The organism is Flavobacterium sp. C3NV (assembly GCF_046825355.2).
Taxonomy (GTDB): domain Bacteria; phylum Bacteroidota; class Bacteroidia; order Flavobacteriales; family Flavobacteriaceae; genus Flavobacterium.
In genome coordinates this window covers 101,270-124,193 of record NZ_JBKQBJ020000012.1, presented here as the reverse complement: position 1 = coordinate 124,193, position 22,924 = coordinate 101,270, and the positions used below count along the sequence as shown (strand labels likewise).

The 22,924-nt window shown below is 33.2% G+C and carries 15 protein-coding genes; 7 read left to right on the top strand and 8 right to left on the bottom strand.

Features of this window, described 5'->3' with window-relative positions; genetic code table 11:
* Window positions 1-3: 3 nt before the first annotated feature.
* The 4 genes from ACIDC4_RS17385 to ACIDC4_RS17370 all read right to left on the bottom strand — a co-directional run bounded on the left by ACIDC4_RS17385 (window position 4) and on the right by ACIDC4_RS17370 (window position 2,506).
* Entirely contained in the window at window positions 4-441 is a 438-nt protein-coding gene (locus ACIDC4_RS17385) for a TPM domain-containing protein (protein ID WP_412043005.1), read from the bottom strand.
* A gap of 89 nt (window positions 442-530) precedes the next feature.
* Complete coding sequence (locus ACIDC4_RS17380) at window positions 531-1,112, bottom strand: LemA family protein (protein ID WP_078008523.1); 582 nt, start codon at window positions 1,110-1,112, stop codon at window positions 531-533.
* 34 nt (window positions 1,113-1,146) lie between these two features.
* A complete protein-coding gene (locus ACIDC4_RS17375; protein ID WP_055094707.1) occupies window positions 1,147-1,479 on the bottom strand; it encodes a MerR family transcriptional regulator in 333 nt (110 codons plus the stop codon).
* 49 nt (window positions 1,480-1,528) lie between these two features.
* The gene (locus ACIDC4_RS17370; protein ID WP_230035624.1) at window positions 1,529-2,506 is read right to left on the bottom strand and encodes a peptidoglycan DD-metalloendopeptidase family protein; all 978 of its coding nucleotides are present in this window, start codon (window positions 2,504-2,506) and stop codon (window positions 1,529-1,531) included.
* Window positions 2,507-2,768: 262 nt separating this feature from the next.
* On the opposite strand from ACIDC4_RS17370, the gene alaS reads away from it, so the two are divergent.
* Window positions 2,769-5,405: an alanine--tRNA ligase gene (alaS, locus tag ACIDC4_RS17365; protein WP_412043006.1), complete on the top strand. Its 2,637-nt coding sequence runs from the start codon at window positions 2,769-2,771 to the stop codon at window positions 5,403-5,405.
* A gap of 313 nt (window positions 5,406-5,718) precedes the next feature.
* Here the strand turns inward: alaS and ACIDC4_RS17360 are convergent, their stop codons facing one another.
* Window positions 5,719-7,464: an ABC transporter ATP-binding protein gene (locus tag ACIDC4_RS17360; RefSeq protein ID WP_230035629.1), complete on the bottom strand. Its 1,746-nt coding sequence runs from the start codon at window positions 7,462-7,464 to the stop codon at window positions 5,719-5,721.
* Between the two features lie 211 nt (window positions 7,465-7,675).
* Between ACIDC4_RS17360 and ACIDC4_RS17355 the strand changes: the two genes are divergently transcribed.
* The 6 genes from ACIDC4_RS17355 to ACIDC4_RS17330 all read left to right on the top strand — a co-directional run bounded on the left by ACIDC4_RS17355 (window position 7,676) and on the right by ACIDC4_RS17330 (window position 18,926).
* Window positions 7,676-8,503: a hypothetical protein gene (locus ACIDC4_RS17355; RefSeq protein ID WP_412043007.1), complete on the top strand. Its 828-nt coding sequence runs from the start codon at window positions 7,676-7,678 to the stop codon at window positions 8,501-8,503.
* Between the two features lie 175 nt (window positions 8,504-8,678).
* Window positions 8,679-9,443 carry a hypothetical protein gene (locus ACIDC4_RS17350; protein ID WP_412043008.1) on the top strand — a complete coding sequence of 255 codons (765 nt, stop codon included), beginning with the start codon at window positions 8,679-8,681 and terminating at the stop codon, window positions 9,441-9,443.
* A 97-nt stretch (window positions 9,444-9,540) separates the two neighbouring features.
* The gene (locus ACIDC4_RS17345) at window positions 9,541-10,500 is read left to right on the top strand and encodes a GSCFA domain-containing protein (RefSeq protein ID WP_230035634.1); all 960 of its coding nucleotides are present in this window, start codon (window positions 9,541-9,543) and stop codon (window positions 10,498-10,500) included.
* 194 nt (window positions 10,501-10,694) lie between these two features.
* A complete protein-coding gene (locus ACIDC4_RS17340; protein WP_412043009.1) occupies window positions 10,695-15,785 on the top strand; it encodes a translocation/assembly module TamB domain-containing protein in 5,091 nt (1,696 codons plus the stop codon).
* Entirely contained in the window at window positions 15,769-18,087 is a 2,319-nt protein-coding gene (gene tamL, locus ACIDC4_RS17335) for a translocation and assembly module lipoprotein TamL (protein WP_412043010.1), read from the top strand. The genes ACIDC4_RS17340 and tamL overlap by 17 nt, the downstream gene beginning before the upstream one ends.
* Window positions 18,088-18,296: 209 nt before the next feature.
* Entirely contained in the window at window positions 18,297-18,926 is a 630-nt protein-coding gene (locus ACIDC4_RS17330) for a DUF4230 domain-containing protein (protein WP_412043011.1), read from the top strand.
* A gap of 190 nt (window positions 18,927-19,116) precedes the next feature.
* Here the strand turns inward: ACIDC4_RS17330 and ACIDC4_RS17325 are convergent, their stop codons facing one another.
* The 3 genes from ACIDC4_RS17325 to ACIDC4_RS17315 form a co-directional block, all read right to left on the bottom strand.
* Complete coding sequence (locus ACIDC4_RS17325; RefSeq protein ID WP_412043012.1) at window positions 19,117-20,871, bottom strand: aromatic amino acid hydroxylase; 1,755 nt, start codon at window positions 20,869-20,871, stop codon at window positions 19,117-19,119.
* Window positions 20,872-21,185: 314 nt separating this feature from the next.
* Window positions 21,186-22,268, bottom strand: coding sequence for a leucine-rich repeat domain-containing protein (locus tag ACIDC4_RS17320; RefSeq protein WP_412043013.1), 1,083 nt, complete (start codon window positions 22,266-22,268; stop codon window positions 21,186-21,188).
* A gap of 30 nt (window positions 22,269-22,298) precedes the next feature.
* Window positions 22,299-22,685, bottom strand: a complete 387-nt coding sequence (locus ACIDC4_RS17315; RefSeq protein WP_412043014.1) for a group III truncated hemoglobin — start codon at window positions 22,683-22,685, stop codon at window positions 22,299-22,301.
* Between the last annotated feature and the right edge of the window lie 239 nt (window positions 22,686-22,924).

Sequence of the window (22,924 nt, the reverse complement as noted above, 5' to 3'; positions counted from 1 at the left end):
TATTTATCCTTTTGAGATTTCGTTTGATAATTCATTAGTGTCACCTTCAGACCACGGAAAGTATTTTTTTAATTGTTCGCCGGCATTCAAAATACCATCGACAATACCTTGTTTAAAGTTTCCCGACTTAAATTGGCTGATCATGGCATCTTTGGTACAATCCCAAAAATCTGCTGCAACAAGATCATTTATGCCTTTGTCTCCGCAAATAGCAAATGTTTTATCTGCTACGGCAAAGTAAAATAAAACCCCGTTTTGTTGCTGGGTTTCATCCATTTTTAATTCATGAAAAACTTCCAAAGCCCTGTCAAAAGGAACCTTGGAAGTTGTTTGTTCTATATGTACTCTAATCTCGCCAGAAGTATTTTTTTCAGCCACGCGAATAGCTTCAACAATGGTCAATTCTTCTTCTTTGGATAAAAAATCTTCTACTTTAGACATGGTGTATTTTAGAGTTTAGATTATTGATTTTAGATTTTTTGACTAAATCTTAAATTCTAAGAAGTCTATCAATCTTATAATCTGGTTTTTTAGAATTTTACTTCAACTGGTTTTTCAGCTCCTGCAACAGCTTCAAAATATGGTTTTTCTTTGTAGCTTAAGAACCAGCTATTCGGAATTGCAAGAACATAACCATTATAATCTTGTACAGCTTCGTTAAAACGAGTTCTTGCTGTTAAGATTTGGTTTTCTGTACTAGCCAATTCGTCTTGTAATTTCAAGAAATTCTCGTTTGCTTTCAATGTTGGATATTGTTCAACAGAAACCAATAATCTTGATAATGATGAAGATACTCCGCTTTGAGCCTGGTTGTACTGAGCCAATTGTTCAGGAGTTACATTACTTGGATCAATAGTTACCGAAGTAGCTTTTGCACGAGCTTCGATTACAGCTGTCAAAGTTGATTTTTCAAAATCTGCTGCACCTTTTACCGTGTTCACTAAATTTCCAATAAGATCATTTCTTCTTTGGTACGTTGTGCTAACATTTCCCCATTCTTTATTAACGGCTTGATTTTTTTGCAAACCAGTATTTTTAATTCCAATTGACCAAAAAGCAATAATAGCAATCAGTACTACTATAATTCCTACGGGGATTAACCATTTTTTCATATTCGTTTTAATTTAAGTTTATTTCTATTTTTAATTACAATTCGTTTTTGATTTCGTTTAATTGTGTTTTTATGGTCTCTAATTTACGTATTATTTCGAATTTATCTAATGTTTTCTTTTGTCCCTCTTTCAGGTGCGTTCTGGCGCCATCTAAGGTAAAACCTCTTTCTTTAACCAAATGATAAATCAGTTGCAGGTTGGTAATATCTTCGGGCGTAAACATTCTATTGCCTTTAGCGTTCTTTTTAGGTTTTAAAATATCGAATTCGCTATCCCAAAACCGTATTAATGATGCATTGACATTAAAGGCTTTGGCCACTTCACCAATGCTATAATACCTTTTATCTTTTGAAAGCTCAATATGCATGTTTTTTTAATTTTCTATTTTAATTTCAAAAATACTACTTTTTCGAGGATTAATCTAATGACTGATTTTCCTGGTTGGCCATTTGTGAAATTGCGACGTATTCTGCGGCCGAAATATTTCCATAATAAAAATTCAAAGGATTCACGACTTTTCCGTCCTTATGCACTTCATAATGACAATGCGGTCCTTCAGATCTTCCTGTACTTCCTACGTATCCAATAACATCTCCACGTTTGACATGTTGTCCGGCTCTGCAATTGTATTTGCTTAAATGCGCATACAAACTTTCATATCCAAAACCATGCCTGATCACAACATGATTTCCAAACCCCGAAGCAGAGGCATCGGCTCTTTCTACAACGCCGTCGCCTGTAGCATAAACCGGCGAACCTGTATTGGCAGTGAAATCCATTCCGTTATGCATTTTTCGCACTTTCGTGAAAGGGTCAGTTCTGTAACCAAAACCGGAAGCCATTCGTTTTAAATTTTCATTTCTGACAGGCTGAATGGCAGGAATTGCCAATAACAGATTTCCTTTTGTACTCGCCAGTTTCAAAATTTCATCTAATGATTTCGACTGAATAGCCAATTCTTTCGATAATCTGTCAATTCGTTTTGTGGTGCTTAATACCAGTTGCGAATTGTTGTAACCTTCTAAATCTTTATAACGTTTAGGATCTCTAAAACCTGCTTTCCTGATAGAATCCGGAATTTCGGTTTTATTAAAATAAACCCTGTATATATTGTTGTCCCTGTTTTCTAATGCCTCAGTTACATCATCAATTTCATCCATTTTTTTGTTTAAAATCGCATATTGCAATTTCAAATTCTCGATTTCACGTGCTTGCAAACGATCTTTTGGCGTTTCGAAATAAGGAGTATTAATTAATAGTACAAAAACTAAAAAACCAAATAATGCCGAAGCCAGCAAAAACAGTAACGCATAACCGATTTTGATTCTTTTTCTGGTTTTTATTTTCGTATAAGCCAGATTTTCTGAGTCGTAATAATATTTTACTTTCGCCATATTTTAAAATACCCTATTTTTGCAGCTTGTAAAATAAGTTAGTCGAACAAATTTAATAAATGTTTCAGTTGTTCGAAGCTTTTTTTTAAGAATAAAATAGAATTAGATAATGTGTCAATTTGATAATTAGATAATGTTTTTAAGGTGAAATTTATTGTTTTGAATGGTAAATTTCTAATTAAAAAACAACATTAACATATTTTCAGATGAAGTAAATTATCTAATCGACACATTATCAAATTATCACATTTCTAATTATAACATGAAATCACAAGACGTACGTAAACAATTTCTAGACTTTTTTAAAAGCAACGGACACTTAATCGTTCCTTCTGCTCCAATCGTTCTTAAGGACGATCCAACTCTTATGTTCAATAACTCGGGAATGGCCCAGTTTAAAGAATATTTTTTAGGAAACGGAACACCAAAAAGTAAAAGAATAGCCGATACGCAAAAATGTCTTCGTGTTTCAGGAAAACATAATGATCTTGAAGATGTAGGTTTTGATACCTATCATCATACTATGTTTGAGATGCTTGGTAACTGGTCTTTTGGAGATTATTTCAAAAAAGAGGCCATCAACTGGGCATGGCAATTATTGACAGAAGTGTATAAAATTCCAAAAGAAAATCTTTATGTTTCTGTTTTTGAAGGAAGTAAAGAAGATAATGTTCCGTTTGATCAGGAAGCGTGGGATATCTGGAAAACTTTAATCGATGAAGACCGAATTATTCTTGGAAACAAAAAAGATAATTTCTGGGAAATGGGAGATCAGGGACCATGCGGACCTTGTTCTGAAATTCACGTTGATTTACGTCCGGAAGCTGAAAAAGCTTTAGTTTCAGGAAAAAGTTTAGTAAATAATGATCACCCGCAAGTGGTAGAAATCTGGAATAATGTATTCATGGAATTCAACCGTAAAGCTGATGGATCTCTTGAAAAACTTCCTGCACAACACGTAGATACCGGAATGGGATTTGAGCGTTTGTGTATGGCGTTGCAAGGCAAAACATCCAATTATGATACCGATGTTTTTACACCGCTTATCGAGAAAGTAGAACAAATTACAGGTTTAAAATATACATCTGATGAAGTTAAAAACATCAGCGAAGAACAAAATAAAACAAACATTGCGATTCGTGTAGTAGTAGATCACGTTCGTGCGGTTGCTTTTGCAATTGCCGACGGACAGCTGCCATCTAACACAGGAGCAGGTTACGTAATTCGTAGAATTTTACGTCGTGCAATTCGTTACGGATTTACATTTTTGGGAACAAAAGAACCTTTTATCAATAAATTGGTTGAAGTTCTGGCAAATCAAATGGGGGAATTTTTCCCTGAGATTAAATCACAACAACAATTGGTTACCAATGTAATTCGTGAAGAAGAAGCTTCTTTTTTAAGAACTCTTGATCAGGGATTACAGTTGTTAGACAATGTAATTGCACAAACAAAAGGTTCAGAGGTTTCTGGGGCTAAGGTTTTTGAATTGTATGATACGTTTGGTTTTCCAAAAGATTTGACAGCTCTAATTCTAAAAGAAAAAGGTTTCTCCTATAATGAAGAAGAATTTGAAGTTGAATTACAAAAACAAAAAACACGTTCACGCGCTGCATCAGAAGTTTCAACAGAAGACTGGACCGTTTTGATTCCCGGAAATGTGGAAACATTCGTTGGTTACGACCAAGTAGAAAATGATGTAAAAATCACAAGAATCCGTAAAGTAGATTCTAAGAAAGACGGAATTTTATACCAAATCGTTTTAGACAATACATCATTCTATCCTGAAGGTGGAGGACAAGTGGGGGATAAAGGAACGTTGGTTTCTGCAAACGAAACAATCGAAATCATCGATACTAAAAAAGAAAACAATTTAATTTTGCATTTTGCAAAACAATTGCCTGAAAATATTGAAGCTGGTTTTACAGCAAAAGTTAATAATGATTTAAGAAGTTCAACTTCTAAAAATCACTCGGCTACGCATTTAATGCATTTGGCTTTGAGAAACCTTTTGGGAACTCACGTAGAGCAAAAAGGGTCATTGGTAAACCCAAATTATTTACGTTTTGACTTTTCGCATTTTTCTAAAGTTTCAGAGGATGAATTACGTCAGGTTGAAGCAAGTGTAAATGCGCAGATTGAAGCACAATTGCAATTAGTAGAACACAGAAATATTCCAATTAAAGAAGCATTAGATAAAGGTGCAATGGCTTTATTTGGAGAAAAATATGGAGATAATGTTCGTATGATTGAATTTGGTGACAGTAAAGAACTTTGCGGTGGAATTCACGTGAAAAACACGGCAGAAATCTGGCATTTCAAAATCATTTCTGAAGGTGCAGTAGCGGCTGGAATTCGTCGTATTGAAGCGATTACAGGCGATGCTGTGAAAGACTTCTATCAAAACCAGGAGAATACTTTAGCTGAAATAAAAGAGACATTAAAAAATCCACAGGATATTTTAAAATCAGTAGCTTCTTTACAGGATGATAATGCGAAACTGAAAAAGCAAGTAGAGCAATTACTAAAAGAAAAAGTAGGTGCTTTAAAATCTGAATTAGAAAAAGATTTCCAAGAAGTAAATGGAGTAAATTTCCTTGCAAAACAAGTAGATTTAAGTATGGCTTCTACGAAAGATTTAGCTTCTGCTTTAGGAAGTTCAAAACCAGATTCATTTGTATTCTTAGCTTCTGTAGAAGATGGTTTGCCAAATATTCACTGTTATATCGCTAAAGAATTGGTAGCAAGCAAAAGCTTAAATGCAAATGCAGTGATCAAAGAATTAGGGAAATATATTGAAGGAAATGGAGGAGGACAGCCTTTCTTCGCATCCGGAAAAGGTAAAAATGCTGCTGGAGTTAAGGAAGCTTTAGCTCACGCAATTGATTTTGTGAAATAAGGTTTTTAAAGTTGCTAAGATTCTAAGGGACTAAGGTTCTAAGTTTTTTATAGTATTTAGAAAAAATAAACCCGACAGTTTTTTAAAAAACTGTCGGGTTTTGTGTTCATAGTATTATAATTTTTCTCATTTTTATGTCATTTCGACGAAGGAGAAATCTCCGCAAGAAGCTCGACAAAGATTTGATTCTCGTTGCGGAGTTACTTGCGGAGATTTCTCCTTCGTCGAAATGACAAATAGTACGTTTAACGAACTATTTTTTTAAAAAAAAACTTAGTGCCTTAGAGCCTTAGCATCTCAGCAACTTAAAAACTTACTTACGCTCGCCTATCTGTTGACGCCACATAGCGTAATACAAACCTTTCTCCACAATCAAATCCTCATGTTTACCAGATTCGATAATTTTACCTTGTTCAAGAACAAATATTTTATCAGCATGCATTACGGTAGATAATCTGTGTGCGATTAAAACCGTGATTCTGTTTTGGTCGGATATATTTCTAATTGTAGCATTAATTTCTTCTTCGGTGATCGAATCTAAAGCAGACGTTGCTTCATCAAAAATCAATAAATTTGGATTTCTTAAGATAGCACGGGCAATAGATAAACGTTGTTTTTCACCACCGGAAACTTTAATTCCGCCTTCACCAATTGTAGTATTCAAACCATCTTCAGCACGTTGCAATAGTTTTTCGCAACTTGCTCTTTTTAAGGCGTCGTACAAATCTTCATCGGTTGCATTGGGTCTTACGAACAATAAATTTTCACGAATTGTTCCGGAGAATAATTGCGCGTCCTGCGTTACGAATCCTAATTGTTTTCTTAGATCTAATAAATCAATTTCGGTCGAATCGATATCATTGTAAAGTACCTGACCTTCGGCTGGCGTATATAATCCCACTAATAATTTTACCAAAGTTGTTTTACCGGATCCTGATGGGCCAACAAAAGCAACGGTTTCTCCTTGTTTGATGTCGAAATTGATATTTTCAACTGCTTTAAATTTGGCAGTTTTATGCTGAAAACTTACATTTTCGAAAAGCAAAGACTGAATCGCTCCAACGTGTTTGGGACTTTTAGGACGGAATTCTTTTGGAGCACTTAATAAAGTTTTGAAGTTTTCCATTGATACTTTGGTTTCGTTCAAAGCAATAATGAAATTCCCTAATTCCTGTAAAGGTCCAAAAATGAAGAAAGTAAAGAAAACCATCGTTAGAAGATCGCCTACAATAATTTTATTTCCAAACAAGAAATAATATAAAGTAAAGACCACACAAGTTCTTAAAAAGTGAACTGTGGTGCCCTGAATAAAACTCAAACTTCTGATAAAACGAATTTTCTCCAATTCAAGTTGCAGGATTTTAAAGGTATTTAAGTTCAAACGTTTTTCTTCCTGATACGTTAATCCAAGACTTTTTACCAATTCGATATTTCTTAAACTTTCGGTAGTAGAACCTGCCAAAGCATTGGTTTGATTCACAATTTTTCGGGAAACAATTTTAATCTTTTTACCTAAATAGGAACTAATTAACGCAATAATAGGAGCAGTAACTAAAAAGATAAGAGAAATGCGATAATCAATTCGGGCAACGTAAACAATAACAAAGATGAACCCGATAATGGTTTGAAAAATCAAAGAGATCGAAAGCGTAATTAACTTTTCAGAGTCAGAACGTACTTTCGTCAGTTTGCTTAAAGTTTCACCGCTTCGCTGATCTTCGAATTCGGCATAAGGTAAATCAAGCGATTTTTTGATACCATCAGTATACATCTGTGCTCCAGTTCTCTGAATTACTACATTGGTAAAGTAATCCTGAAAGTTTTTGGTAATTCTGGATATCATGGCAGCACCAAGCGAAAGGCCCAGCCAGAAGGATAAAGATTTTAAAAAACCAATTTCATTTCCTTCGTATTTATGTAAACCAACTCCGCAATCCTGCATTAATTTACCGGTAATAATAGAGTCTGATAAGCTGAAACAGATGTTTATAGAGGCCATAATCAAAGCAAAAAGCAAAAGCATTTTGTGCTTGATTATATAAGAATATAATAATTTCATATAGAGAGAATGTTAAAAAAATAGAAGATGCAAAAGTAGTGAATAGTTTGAGTTTGTGAAGTTGATTTATGTTATTAAAAATGTTAATTTTATTAGTTACCTGATTTATGTATTAAATGTGCCTTATACTATTAGTAATAAAACTTATACAGATAGTTGTTCTTTTTTTTAATGTTTCTTTTTGTTTGATAATCAATTAAATAAAAACACTATGAAAAAGAAATTACTTTGCTTTTTAGTCACTTCTTTGTTAGTACTCACATCTTGCTCTAATGATGATAATAATGGCACAATTGAGCCTGTTAAAGTAATAACTCCAAAAAGTATAACCTATCAGGGAGAAAATGGGGAAAATATCGATGTTAATACGTTAATATATAACGGGAATAAAATTGTGAGCGCTTCATGTCTTGCTTATGGGCGTATTATGAAAACAGTTTTTACTTATACGGGTAACTTAATTACTAAGACAGAAGGTTTTACAGATGATCAATTATTTAGTACGACTTTGTATACTTATGATAATGGCAAACTAAAAGAAGAAAGCTATTTTTTACCTACACAATTAGAAGACGCTTTTTATTATAAAAAAGTATACACACACAACAGTGATAATACAATTTCGTATAAAGTATACCGTCATGAAAATCCTGCTGAGCCGGAAGATGGTATACATACTTTAACTTTTACAAACGGTAATCTGGTGAAGAGCAAAACAGAATATTCTGACCTGAATCCTTATTATAAATATGTTTATGAATATAAGTATGATAATAAAAACAATCCGCTAAAGAATATTTTAGGATTAGATCTTATTTTATTAGAAGGAGGAGTTGTCAGCGGACATGATATGTTTAATGGAGATTTTGGAATTAATGATTTTGGACTTAATAATATTTCAGAAAAAATTACAACCGTAACTTCCGAAGTGGGTGTAGAAACTTATGTTGAAAAACTAACTTATAAGTACGATGAAAATGGATATCCAACAAAAAAGAGTTCAGATCAATTTACAGATGTAATTGGTTATAATTATTAAGAATATATTCTTTTGCAGCTGAAATTATCGGATGCTTTAATTTTTTTTGAAATATATTTCGTAAAACCGTAGTAATAATAAAGCGAATCATTACGTGCTTTTAATGTGGAATCCCGTATGGTTTTGATTGAATGTTATAGTATGTTTGCAGCATTAATAAATTAACTAATCAAAAATGAAAAAACAATTATGCCTTTTTGTAGTAGCTGCTTTAACGCTAGCTTCTTGTTCTAGTGATTCCGAAAACGGATCAGATGCCATTCTGCCTAAAACAGTTAGTTATAAATATTCTGACTCTCCGGGTGATAATGATTTTGCAACATTAATCTATGACGGAAATAAGTTAGTAAGCGCTGGTTATACAGCAAATGATAAAGAAGTGTACACTTATACTGGAGATGTTATCACTAAAATTGAAGATTTTGCAGAAGAAGGGAATATTAGTTCTATAAATGAACTTACGTATGAAAGTGGAAAATTAAAAACAGATGTATTAACTGAAATCGCGAGCGATAGAACCTATATTTCTAAAAGAGTATACACTTATAATACAAATGGAACAATATCTTTTGTGAATTATGCTGTTGACCCGACGACAAAAGTAGAAACAAAAAGCTCCGAAGGTATCTTAACTTATACAAATGGAAACCTAACGAAGAAAACAGAGGTTTTCGATTCATATTCGTATACTAAAACATATGAATATGATGCTAAAAATAATCCTTTTAAAAATATATTAGGATTTAATTTACTTATTGATCATGAAACTAGCGCTAGTTTAAATAATGTAACAAAACTAACAACTGTTTACACACGGGGAGAGGAAATTACAACTAATATTTTTAATAGTGTTTACGAATACGATGCAAAAGGATATCCTACAAAGCAAACTCAAACAGATGATTCTGATAGTGATGAAATAACAGAATATACATACTAGCCTTTGAATATTTAAAGATTGAATAAAAACCAAATACTTCTGTATTTGGTTTTTTTATTCGTGAAAATTGGTGAAATTCGTGTTTAAATAAAAAGCCATGCAATTCAGAACCCAAATACCAATTTCTAAAACCAATAATCCAATCGATTATAATTCGAAAGTGATCTCTCTTGGTTCCTGTTTTGCAGAAAATATGGCGGAGAAATTCGATTACTTTAAATTTCAAAACTCAACAAATCCGTTTGGGATTATTTTTAATCCAGTGTCGATCGAAAAAATAATTCAAAGAATAGTTAAGGAAGAATTTTATACAGAGAAAGATGTCTTCTTTTATAACGAGCGCTGGCATAGTTACGAAGTTCATTCTGATTTAAGTAATTCAGACCGACAAGAATTGCTGGAAACGTTGAATAAAGCTATTTCAGAAACCTATAAACACTTAAAAGAAGCCACGCACATTATCATTACGTACGGAACTTCCTGGATTTATAGAAATATAGAAAGTGATGAAATCGTAGCCAATTGCCATAAAGTGCCGCAAAAACAATTCTCAAAAGAATTATTGCCTGTTGAAGTAATTCAAAAAAGTATCCAGAATACAATAGATTTAATTCAGGTTTTAAACCCAAACATAAACTTCATTTTTACCGTTTCGCCTGTACGACATATCAAAGATGGTTTTGCAGAAAATCAATTAAGTAAATCACATTTGTTTGCGGGTCTTCATGAGGTTTTAAAAACTCATAACTCACAACTCATAACTCATAATTATTTCCCTTCTTACGAAATCATGATGGATGAACTTCGCGATTATCGTTTTTATACCGAGGATATGTTGCATCCTAATCAGGTAGCAATCGATTATATCTGGCATAAATTCAGTGAAAACTATATTTCAGAAGAGAGTATTTCGACCATGCAGGAAGTTTCAGAAATACAAAAAAGTCTCCGACACAGAAGCTTCAATCCGGATTCCGAACAACATCAGAAATTCTTAACTAAACTTCAACAGAAGATAAGCAGTATTCAGGAAAAATGGAAGCACATTAAGTTTTAAAGTTAACTTTTCTTTGTGTCTTAGCGCCTTCGTGGGATATTCAAAAGTAAGAAAATAATTATTTGTGAGTAAAATTCTAGAATAATTGAGCGTAATTATGTAAATTGTTAAAGTTTAAAATTCTCAATTTTGTAAACTGTATAAATACAGCTTTATAATAACGCAACTTTAATCTAATCGTGTTTTATTGACGTATGAATAAGAAACCCATTCATTTTCTTAAAAAAACACTACGTATACTTCTTTGGTGCGTGGTTTCTATCATTGCACTTTTATTACTTTTAATTGTTTTAATTCAGGTTCCGTCAATTCAAAATTATGCGAAGGACAAAGCGATTACCTATCTTCATAATAAGATTAAAACCAAAGTTTCATTAGATCATATTTCGATTAAATTCCCGAAAGATATAGTTTTGGAAGGTTTTTATTTTGAAGACCAAAAAAAAGATACTTTACTGGCAGGTAAACGTTTAGAGGTTGATGTCGATTTGTTTAAACTGGTAAGCAGCGAATTAGAAATCAATTCGGTTTCACTTGAAAATGTGAATGCGAATATTTCGAGAAATAAAGACGGTGTTTTCAATTTCGATTACATCATTAAAGCTTTCGAATCAAAAGAACCAAAGGTGGAAGATCCTGATGCTAAACCATTCAAGATATCAGTTGTAAAAGTGAATCTGGATAATGTGAAATTCAGTTTTAAAGATGATTTTTCGAAGAATGATGTCAAAGTTAATCTAACACATTTCGACACCAAATTCAAGGAATTCGATTTGGATAAAATGAATTTTGATATTCCGAACATTAAATTAGACGGATTAAAATTGGTTTTAGACCAGGATGCAGTTGAGAAAATTGCCGAAGTTTCGGTAGAAACCGTTGACACTATTTCGAAAAGAAAAGATTTCAATCTAAAACTAGGCAAAATCAGTTTGTCTAAAATTGACATTGCGTACGATAATAAAGATTCCAAATTAGATTCAGGAATAAAACTCGGTAATCTTGATTTATCGGTAAACAAAATAGATCTGAACGATCAGTTGTTGGATTTCGATACTTTCGAACTAAAAAATCTAAAAGGAAACCTGAGATTAGGTACAAAAGACAAACAGATAAAAACACCTAATTTAGATTCAACTGCGATTAAACAAGCAGGCTGGAAAGTAAAACTGAATGATATCGATATACAGGATGTCGCTTTCAAATTTGATGATATGCAATCGAAACCTGCTTTAAAAGGAATTGATTACAGTCATTTGGATTTGGATAAACTGAATTTTAAAGCAGAAAAATTATATTACGGAAACGATACTATTTCAGGAAATATAAAAGCTTTAACCGCAAACGATAAAAGCGGATTACAAATTCAGTCTTTAAAAACCAATTTCTTTTACGGACCTAAAAATGCGTATCTGAATGATTTGTATTTAAAAACGCCTCAAACTTTATTGCAAAACAAAGTTAAAGTAGCCTATTCTTCGATTGCAACGATTTCTAAAGATTTAGGAAATCTTTCTCTGGATGCGAATTTAAATCAGTCGAAAATTGGGTTCAAAGATATTTTGCTTTTCGTTCCTGATTTACAAAAAACAAATCCGTTTAAAAGTAATCCAAATGCAATTTTATATCTGAATACCCGCCTAAGCGGAAAAATAAAAGACCTTGATATTCCGCAATTCGAAATGAGCGGAATAGGAACGACAAAGGTTTCCCTTTCGGGGAAAATAAAAGGATTGCCGGATGCTCAAAAAGCCTATTATGATCTGGATATTAAGAAAGTATCAAGTACTGCAAAAGATATATATTCGTTTGTGCCAACTGGAACAATTCCTAAGAATATTCAGTTGCCTTCGCAATTAAATTTGCAGGGAAAATTTAAAGGTTCTGTTCAGAGTTTCAAAACAAATCTGGCATTAAACAGTAGTTTCGGAAATGCAAAAGTGGATGGTTTATTTGATCAGCGTGTTAAGAAAAAAGAGAAATACGATGCGACGGTTTATCTGTTAGATTTCGATTTAGGGCGATTAATCAAAAACGATTCGATTGGGAAAATTACGCTTAAAGCAAAAGTAAAAGGAAATGGTTTAGACCCAAAAACGGCTCGTGCCCAATTTGACGGATTGGTTCAGAAAGCTGTTTTTAATAGATATACTTATAAAGATTTAGCATTAAAAGGAAATATCGCAAACGGTTCATTCGACGTAAAATCAGGAATGAAAGATCCAAATTTAAATTTTGATTTGGTTGCGAGCGGAAATACACAAGATAAATATCCGTCAGTAAAATTAAAATTAAACCTTGATATTGCCGATTTAGAAAAGCTGAATCTTCATGCCGGACCAATGAAATTGAGAGGTAATGTAGATGCGGATATTGCCAACAGTAATCCTGATTTTCTTAACGGAAAAGTGTTTCTGTCGAACGTTCAGGTTTTGCAATCTGCAGAACCAATTGTTCTGGATTCTGTTCGCGTAATTGCTTTTGCTGATAATAATCGAAATAATATTAAGATATCTTCTCAGTTTTTAAAGGCTGAAGTTGACGGAAAATACAAACTGACAACACTTACGGCAGCGATAAAAAAATCATTGTCGAAATATATCGATTTGAAAAATCCGAAAGTAAACGGAGAATCAGATGAACAAAGATTGGCCTTTACTTTAAAAATAGATAATGACCCGATACTTTTTAAATTAGTTCCCAAATTAACCGGCTTAGAACCTATCAATATTACAGGAAAATACAATAACGTAACAGATTCATTAGAAGTAAAAGGTACTATCCCAAGAATTGTATATGCTGATAATACCATTTCTGACGGAAAAATAAATATCGAAGCCAAAGAAAATGCTTTAGAATATATGGTTTCTGTAGCAACGATCGAAAGCGGATCTTTAAAAATTCCGTTTACGAGTTTATCAGGAAAAGTCGAGAATAATCTTTTGACTTATGCACTTGAAGTAAAAGATGTAAAAGACAAACAACAGTATTTTATTGCCGGAGAATTTAAAACGGAAGATTCTAAAAATATCTTTAAAATCGATGCTGAAAACTTTATACTGAATTATGATAAATGGAATATCGATCCTGAAAATGTAATTGAGTTTGGAGGCAAAAGATTGTACATCAATAAATTTTATTTGGCCAATTCCGGAAACGAATTAAAAATACAATCTCAGGGAGAGCAGGATAATGCACCGTTAAAAGTTGAATTTGTAAACTTCAAAATTGAGACGATTATGAACATCGTCAAAAAAGATGAAATTTTAATGCAAGGTTTGATTAATGGTAATGCAGTGGTCGAAAATGTAATGACCAAACCCACTTTTACATCAGACTTGAAAATAGATCAATTTGCTTTTAAAGGTGAACCGGTTGGAGATATTACCGTAAAAGTAGACAATAAAACAGATAATTTACTGAATGCAAATGTAGCATTGACCGGAGAAGGAAACGAAGTAAACCTGACCGGAAATTACAAAATAGACGATGGAAATCTTGATTTTAATTTAGATTTGAATAAGTTGTATATCAAAAGTATCCAGGGCTTTACAATGGGTAATGTTACCGATGGAACGGGATATTTATCAGGAAATTTCAAGATTGTAGGCAATGCATCAAGTCCAAAAGTTTCAGGCGAATTAAATTTTAATGATACAGGATTTAGAATCACACAACTGAATTCATTTTTCAAAACAGATAAGGAAAAAATCACCTTTAATAATGATGTAATCACTTTTGATAAGTTCACACTTCAAGACGAAAACGACAACGAATTATCTGTAGACGGAACGATTCAGTCTCCGGATTTCAAAGTATATAACTTTGGTTTAGTGGTTACGGCAGACGATTTTAGAGCTATACATTCTAAAGAGGCCGATAATGATTTGTTTTATGGTGATATGTTTTTAGATACAAAACTAAATATTAAAGGAAATCTTGATAGCCCGGTTATCGATGGAACGATAAAAATTAATAAAGAAACCAATTTTACGGTTGTACTGCCGCAGTCAGATCCTTCAATCGCAGATCGTGAAGGAATTGTAGAGTTTGTCAACGAAGATAGTATGTATTTGAAACAGACCGTTGATTTGCAGAATAAACTCGATCAGTCTGAAGTAAAAGGAATGGATGTAAATGTGGCCATTTCAATTGATAAAGAAGCTGAACTGACTTTGCTTATTGATAAAGGCAACGGAGATTATTTAAAACTAAAAGGTGAAGCCGAATTGGTTGGAGGTATCGATAAATCAGGAAAAACTACTTTGACCGGTAAATATGAGTTCTCAGATGGGGCTTATGAAATGAATTTTAACGGAATACGAAGAAAATTTGATATCCAGAAAGGAAGCTATATTACCTGGAATGGCGAACCAACAATGGCAAATTTAAATATTACGGCAATTTATAAAGTAAATGCAGCGCCAATTGATTTATTAGGAAACCAGCTTGGAAACGATGATCAGGCCATCAGAAACAGATACAAGCAAAAGCTTCCGTTTCAGACTTTGCTGAAAATGAACGGAGAATTAATGAAACCGGATATCTCTTTTGGAATCGTGCTTCCTGATGGTAATTATGATGTTTCTTCGGATGTGGTAACCTTAACGCAGACTAAACTAAAACAACTGGAACAAGATCCTGCAGAACTAAATAAACAAGTTTTTGCCCTTTTATTATTAAACCGATTTGTAGGCGAGAATCCGTTTGCAAGTGAAAGCGGCGGTACGAATGCAGAATCTTTGGCCAGACAAAGTGTGAGTAAAATTCTTTCGCAGCAATTAAACAATCTTGCCGGAGAATTGATTACCGGATTTGAAGTCAATTTTGATTTAGAATCTACAGAAGATTACACATCGGGAACGATGCAAAACAGAACTGATTTGAATGTTGCTGTTTCTAAAAAACTGCTCGATGACAGATTGAAGGTCACCGTAGGAAGCAGTTTTGGTGTTGAAGGTGCGGAGCGTGCCAATGAAGAAAGCACCAATATTGCCGGAGACGTAGCCTTGGATTATCAGCTTACAAAAGATGGCCGTTATATGGTTCGTGCTTACCGAAAAAATCAATATCAGGTAGCAGTTGAAGGTCAGGTGGTTGAAACGGGTGTTGCTTTTATTATTACAATGAGTTACAATAAATTCAGAGAGCTTTTTCATCGTTCAGAAGAAGAAAAGCAAATGATAAAAGAAGAAAAAATCCGCAAAGAAAAAATAAAGCAAAAAGAGAAAGAAGAAAAAGAATTAAAAGAGAATCAAATTGAAGGCAATGAACAAAAAACATAAACATATAGAAAATTGGTATATAAAGTATTTTGTACTGTTTTGCCTGTTTTTTGTTTTAGGCTGCAGTAATACTAAATACTTGCCGGAAGGCGATTTGCTTTACACGGGAGCTTCTGTAACGGTGAAAGATTCTTTAATAAAGAAAAAAGAAAGAAAAGCACTCGAAACAGAATTAGAAGGTTTATTGCGCCCAAAACCCAACAAACAAATTTTAGGATTACGTCCAAAATTATGGATTTACAATCTGGCAGGTGAACCTAAAAAACAAAAAGGAACCAGATACTGGCTTCGTAATAAAGTAGGAGAGGCGCCTGTACTTTTTAGCAAAGTCGATTTAGATTATAATGCTTCTGTTCTAAGAAATTTTACCGAAAACCGAGGTTACTTTAAAACCCGTGTCAGTGCTGATTCTACTGTTCGAAATAAACGAGTTACGGCAGAATATACCGTTATACCCAAAAAACAATATATCATAAAAAGCGTGACTTTTCCTGATGATTCCCTGGCAATGTCAAGAATCATTGGAAGATCAAGCCGAAGAAGTTTGTTGAAAGTAGGAAAACCGTATGATTTGGATATTATAAAAGCCGAAAGAGAACGAATCGATGCAAGGCTTAAAGAGAAAGGGTATTTTTACTTTAACCCGGATTATCTTTTGGCTCAGGTCGACAGCAGCAAAGGCGATCATGAAGTAAAAATCAGGCTGGTAATAAAACCGGATACACCGCCAAAAGCACTTACAGCTTATAAGATTAATAAAATTTTTGTTTACCCTAATTATTCTCTTTCGAATGATAGTGCCGTTTACAGGAAAAAAAATATAACGCAATACAAAGATTTCACGATTATAGATACAACAGAGACTTTTAAACCAAGAGTTTACGATCGAACGATATATTTTAAAAAGGGAGATTTGTATAACAGAAAAGACCATAATTTAACCTTAAATCGTTTCGTAAACCTGGGAACTTTTAGTTTTGTAAAAAATGAATTTAAACCGTCGGATAGTATTCCAAAAACTTTAGATTCATATTACTATCTAACACTTTTGCCTAAAAAGTTTATTAGGGTTGAGGTTCTGGGAAAAACAAATTCAGCCAGTTATACCGGAACAGAACTGAATGTGAATTGGAATAACCGAAATTTACTTAAAGGCGCAGAACTATTTACTGTGTCTGTTTTTGGCGGTGCCGATTTCCAGCTTGGCGGTGTAAACAAAGGAAAGAACATCTATAAACTAGGAGCAGAAACAAGTTTAACCTGGCCTAGATTTGTAACGCCGTTTAATATCGAAGGAAACAGCGAGTTTGTACCAAGAACCAAAGTAGCTTTGCGATACGAGTATCAAAAAAGAACACAGTTGTATGCGCTTAATTCCTTTAATACCTCTTTTGGATATTTGTGGAAAGAAAACATCAGGAAAGAACATCAGCTAAATGTAATTGATGTAACCTACGTGAGTCCAAATCATGTTACGCCGGAATATTTAGCAGACATTAAAGATGATCCTGCGCTGGGAAAAGTAATTGAAAAACAGCTTATTTTTGGGCCAACTTATAGTTATACCTATACCAATACGATGCAAAAACGCCGAAAAAATACTTTCTATTTTAATGGTGAATTAGATTTGGCAGGAAACATTACAGGATTGGTTACAGGTGCAAATGTAAGAAAGAATGATACGATAAAAATTTTCGACGTTCCGTTTAGCCAATATGTAAAAATCAGATCAGATTTGAGGCATTATTTAAAACTGGGAAAAGAAAGCGAATTAGCCAGCAGATTAATTGTAGGCGCAGGAATTGCTTACGGAAACTCAAGGACGCTACCAACATCGAAACAATTTGTAGTAGGAGGAACCAATAGTATTAGAGCTTTTAGAGCCCGAACTTTAGGGCCGGGAAGTTATGTGATTCCGCCAACAGTAAACAACAATTATACACCAGACCAATCAGCAGATTTGAAACTGGAATTTAATACCGAATACAGAGCAAAGCTGTTTAGTATTGTAAGAGGAGCAGTTTTTATAGATGCTGGAAATATCTGGCTTTTACACGCCGATCCTGATAAACCAGGAGCCGAAATCTCAAAAGATTTTATGAAAGAAATTGCAATAGGTGCCGGAGCAGGTTTACGTTTCGATCTATCATTTTTAGTTCTAAGAACCGATTTTGCTTTTCCTCTTAGAAATCCAGCCCTTCCAGACGGTCAAAGATGGGTAATCGACGATATCAATTTCGGAAGCGGACCGTGGAGAAAAGACAACCTGATTTTAAATATCGCAATTGGATATCCGTTCTAGAGAAAGTTTGCCACGAATTGCACGAATTTACGGTAATACTTTGTGTATAATTTATTAATGGCGTGAATTTAAAATTCGTAAAATTGATTATTATGCGCAAACTATGAATTTGTGAAAATTTGTGAAATTCGTGGCGAAAAAACTTAGTAACGAAAAAAAACTTTTATCCTCTTAGAAAAAGAAGTAAATTGGTCTAATAAAATAATAGAATGCAAAATTTAATAAAGAGAATAATAGTTTTAGCTGCGCTCGTACTTGTAATAGTGTTGGGTTTCAAATATTGCGAGTTCAAAAAAGACGACGATTCTACTATCGATTATAATACTAATCTTATTCAGCAACAAATCCTAAATGTTGGGAAATTAGTAGTTACCGAAGGACATTTCTCAGAAGTCATCACCTACAAAAACCAACAAAAATACTTGATGGACATGGTTTCTTTTGAAAAGAAAGCGCTTGTGGTTGTAAATGCAAATGTTACCGTTGCCTACGATTTGCATAAAATGAAATACGATATCGACGAAAAAAACAAAACTATTACCATTCTAAATATCCCAAAAGAAGAAATAACCATCAATCCCGATATTCAGTTTTATGATGTAGAACAAAGTAAACTGAATCCTTTTACGGGAGAAGACTACAATAAAATCAACAAATCAGTAAAAGCAAATCTGGCCAAGAAAATCGAAAAATCGACCCTAAAAACCAACGCTCAAAACAGATTAATCAGCGAATTATCTAAGATTTTAATTCTAACCAATTCAATGGGTTGGGAATTACAATACGAAGGAAAAACAATCGAATCAGATAAAGATTTTAATGAAGATTTGAAATTGTGATTTGCCACGAAGGCGCTAAGACACAAAGTTTTTTTATAGATTATAAAGTGGCTAAATAAAGAATCTAGCAAAGACGCAAAGTCGCAAAGAAAAAAACTTAAAGTTAAAAACTTTGCGACTTTGCGTCTTTGCGAGATTAAAAAAAATCTGCGTTTATCAGTTTCAATCTTTAAAATCTGCGTGCAATAAATTAAACTGCTTTTTTATCGAAAATTAAATCCAATCCACCAGCAATTAAATGTGCGACTTCAGGACGTCTTTCCTTCAATTGAGATAAATAAACTATTACTTCATGTAAAAGAGGTGTTAAAGAATCCATTAAAAGTTCTGCAATCTCAACAGCTAATAGCCAATCATTTGGGTGATTATTTTTTAATTTATTAAATATTAATTGAAGTTCTGTTTTATTGCTATCATTATTTCGAATATTTCGAACTGTAGCATATAAAATTTCTAAATCATCACGTTCGTCCGTATGTTTGGCTTTAATAGTGGTTGTTTTTGGAACAGAATTAATCAAATCAAAACTATTCACATCGGCTGGACCGGAAAAAGCAGAAACCACTTTTTTACCAATTGCCATATCGTAATTTCCCCATTCAGGCTGAAACAAAATTGTTTCGCCATGCGTTACCGTACAATTTCTAAAACTAATCAGGATAATTTCTCCATGCAGGTTTCGTGATCCGGTTATAATTTCACCTTCAACAATAATATTACCTTCAAATTCCAGTTTTACAGTTTCATTTTCAACAATAGAATAAGCTTGTAAATCCTTCGGACTCATATCTTCAATCGCAAGATTAAAGCCTTTCAGTTTCCCAATCGGACTTCCAAAACCTTCCGGATGCGTCAAAGTTCCGTGACCCACCAATTCTTTTTCACGGTACGATAAAGCTGTTTTTCCTGTGGTTTGTATGTAAACCGGTTTTCCTTCCTCTTCCAGAACATTAGTAAAAACGCCCGAAATTTGCAAACCTGTACTCAACTCAATAGTTCCTAAAGCATTCGAATGAATCAGTTTCTGAATCCCCGAAAGACCTCCCGTACGTAAAGCCATTTTATTAGCAAACTCTTCCAAAATCAAACTTAAATAAGAAAAATTTGGCGTTACATAAAGTTGAGGTTGTAACTGCGTAATATCAAAATTTTGATTCGCAGCCGAGATATCATAAGGAATTTTCTTTACGTTATCTGTCATGCACCAGGCACTTTCACCAATCGACGAAAGTAATCCGGCGCCATATATTTTCGGGTTTTCAATCGTTCCAATCAAGCCATATTCAACTGTCCACCAATGCAGATTTCGAATCTGGGCCATTTCAGACAATTCTCCCATATTATTCTGTAAATCGGCAACTGCTTTTTCGGCTTCGTCTATTTTTTCTTGCGGTGTATCTTCAGCCTCTTTCAAAATAGAAAGCAAACGAATCGCTTCGTACATCTGATAATCTTTGTGTGATGAAATTGCCTTACAGCCAATCTCACCAAAACGTCTCAAATACTCAGCATATTCAGGATTCGCAATAATAGGAGCGTGGCCTGCACCTTCGTGAATAATATCCGGCGCAGGCGTATATTCAATATGTTCAAGCTGACGAATATCCGAGGCAATAACCAAAACGTTATAAGCCTGAAATTCCATAAAAGCATTGGGCGGAATAAACCCATCAACGGCAACAGCAGCCCAGCCAATTTCGGTCAGGATTCTGTTCATTCCGTACATACTCGGGATCGAATCAATTTCGATTCCCGTTTTGCGCAATCCGTCTAAATACGAACTATGCGCAACTTTCGATAAATAATCTACGTTTTTACGCATTACATAGCGCCAAACCGCTTGATTTATAGGAGTGTAATCGCTATAATCCTGAGGTTTAATAAATTGCTTTAAATGTTTAGGCAATCGCTCTAATAACGGGTTTGTTTCAATACTTGCATTCATTTCGAAAACGTTGTAGATTAGAATGTAAAATTACGAATTAAGACCGCTATTTTTTGCTATTCGTTACAATTTTTTTATTCGAAATGATTTATTATTGCGTTTTTCGTGAAGTTTATCTAAAGAGCCTGTGTAGTTTTTAGGAGCTGTTTCCTGCTATCCGCTATATCTTTTGTGCCTCCCGATAGCTATCGGGACCGCCACAAAAGGATGCCGCTTCTATCAGGGCTAGGGCTTTAGTTTTCAAAAGATATTATTTTTTGCGATAGTTTTTTTGTTATTACTTCGATTATTTGTTCGAAATAATCTATAATATTTTATGCGATTATTTTCGTAGTTGTTAATTGTGCTCTTAATTCATTTACATCTTTCAACGAAATTTTGTTTGTAGATATTCTCAATGTTTTAAGATGATGCATAGTTGAAATACTTTTAGGTAAATTTTCTAAAAGATTATTATCAACATCTAATTTTTTTAGTTTTTTTAGGCTAGAAATAGTTTCTGGAATTTCTGTTATGCTCTGGCAACTCCATAATTCTAATATCTCCAGGTTTTCAAGTTGATGGAGCTCATTAAATAAATTTTTAGCATCAAGTTGATTTTTCCAATTAGAGTTCAATTTAAGAGTTTTTAAAGATTTTAAATTCCCAATCCCTTTTTCTACTTTCTTTAGTTTGTTTATTCCCAGATCAATTTCTGTCAGTTTTGTTAAGTTATACAGTGAACTGGGGTATGATTTAAGTTTATTGTTGCTTGCAGAAAATTTTTGTAATTGTTTTAATAATGATATATTTTCCGGAATTTCTTTAATATCATTTTGGTCAATATTCAATTCTTTTAAATTACTACATTTAGAAAGGTTTTGAAAAATTTCCTCTAGTTTTAATTCAGTTGATTTGTTATCTAAAAATAATGCTTGCCAAAAGGAAATTTTCTTAAGATTGTTTAATTTTTCTATTTTTTCTGAAACAGTCGAAATTTTAGTATCAAACAATTCTAGCTCCTCCAGATTAGTAAGATCATAAATTAAATTTGGAATCTCTTTTATGTTTCCATTTATTGTGATTGATTTTAAAGAAGTTAAGCTTTTTATTTCCTCACTGATAACTTGTTTTTTCGAAATATAAATTGATATTTTTTTTAGGCTTTGGTTTGAGAAAAAAGATCTCGGTTGATTTTTTAATTTTTCACAACCTAAATAATTTAATTCTTTTAGTTTTGGAAGCTGAAAAACAAAATCAGGGATTTCAGTAATTTCAGTATAAGATACATCAAGTACTTCAAGCTGAAGACAATCTTTAATACTTTCAGGAATTTTAGTCAAAGAATATTGCTCCGATAAATTAATTCTTTTGATTGTTTCTTTTTCATTAAGAATCTTTTCCAATATTTTTTTCATAATAGATCTAGTCAATTTTTTAAATAAATTTTAATGATTCTCCGGATTCCTAAAATATTCAATTTTGTGACTGAACATATAGGCCATATTTGTGGCACGCATTTTAGCCTCTTCGGTTATTTGACCGGCAAATTGTGCATCGATTGTCGTATTAAAAATTGCAATCCAGCGGTCAAAATGCGTTTTATCAACAGGTAATTGTTTATGTGGCGGAAAAGGAGTTCCCGAATAAGCTCTTACATCAAATAAAATAGTCTGCCAGAATCCGTACATTTTTTGCAGATGAGGTTCCCAGCGATCTAGCAATTTGTCATTAAAGATAGGACCAATCAGCTCGTCTTTTCTAACATTTGCATAAAAGCTGTTCACCATTTGTTTAATGTCTTCTAAGTTCGAAATATCTTTAAGTGTCTCCATATTTTTAGTAATTATATAAACCGCAAAAATAAGCTATAACTCTAAGTTTATTCTATGAGATTTATCATTTGTGAAAATTTTATAACAGGATAGGATATTTACAAGATGATCTAAAAGGTTGATTTTGAGAAATTTATTTATGTAGTAAAAAGTAAAAGTAATGTTTTGTGGTTTTTTGTAGTGTAAATGATTGATTTTGAAATATTTGATAAAATAAAAGATAAGTTTTTGTTAAGGTA

Bases quoted from the DNA above. Each gene is read 5' to 3' on its own strand.
- ACIDC4_RS17385 (WP_412043005.1), bottom strand. From the start codon at position 441: ATGTCTAAAGTAGAAGATTTTTTATCCAAAGAAGAAGAATTGACCATT.
- ACIDC4_RS17380 (WP_078008523.1), bottom strand. From the start codon at position 1,112: ATGAAAAAATGGTTAATCCCCGTAGGAATTATAGTAGTACTGATTGCT.
- ACIDC4_RS17375 (WP_055094707.1), bottom strand. From the start codon at position 1,479: ATGCATATTGAGCTTTCAAAAGATAAAAGGTATTATAGCATTGGTGAA.
- ACIDC4_RS17370 (WP_230035624.1), bottom strand. From the start codon at position 2,506: ATGGCGAAAGTAAAATATTATTACGACTCAGAAAATCTGGCTTATACG.
- alaS (WP_412043006.1), top strand. From the start codon at position 2,769: ATGAAATCACAAGACGTACGTAAACAATTTCTAGACTTTTTTAAAAGC.
- ACIDC4_RS17360 (WP_230035629.1), bottom strand. From the start codon at position 7,464: ATGAAATTATTATATTCTTATATAATCAAGCACAAAATGCTTTTGCTT.
- ACIDC4_RS17355 (WP_412043007.1), top strand. From the start codon at position 7,676: ATGAAAAAGAAATTACTTTGCTTTTTAGTCACTTCTTTGTTAGTACTC.
- ACIDC4_RS17350 (WP_412043008.1), top strand. From the start codon at position 8,679: ATGAAAAAACAATTATGCCTTTTTGTAGTAGCTGCTTTAACGCTAGCT.
- ACIDC4_RS17345 (WP_230035634.1), top strand. From the start codon at position 9,541: ATGCAATTCAGAACCCAAATACCAATTTCTAAAACCAATAATCCAATC.
- ACIDC4_RS17340 (WP_412043009.1), top strand. From the start codon at position 10,695: ATGAATAAGAAACCCATTCATTTTCTTAAAAAAACACTACGTATACTT.
- tamL (WP_412043010.1), top strand. From the start codon at position 15,769: ATGAACAAAAAACATAAACATATAGAAAATTGGTATATAAAGTATTTT.
- ACIDC4_RS17330 (WP_412043011.1), top strand. From the start codon at position 18,297: ATGCAAAATTTAATAAAGAGAATAATAGTTTTAGCTGCGCTCGTACTT.
- ACIDC4_RS17325 (WP_412043012.1), bottom strand. From the start codon at position 20,871: ATGAATGCAAGTATTGAAACAAACCCGTTATTAGAGCGATTGCCTAAA.
- ACIDC4_RS17320 (WP_412043013.1), bottom strand. From the start codon at position 22,268: ATGAAAAAAATATTGGAAAAGATTCTTAATGAAAAAGAAACAATCAAA.
- ACIDC4_RS17315 (WP_412043014.1), bottom strand. From the start codon at position 22,685: ATGGAGACACTTAAAGATATTTCGAACTTAGAAGACATTAAACAAATG.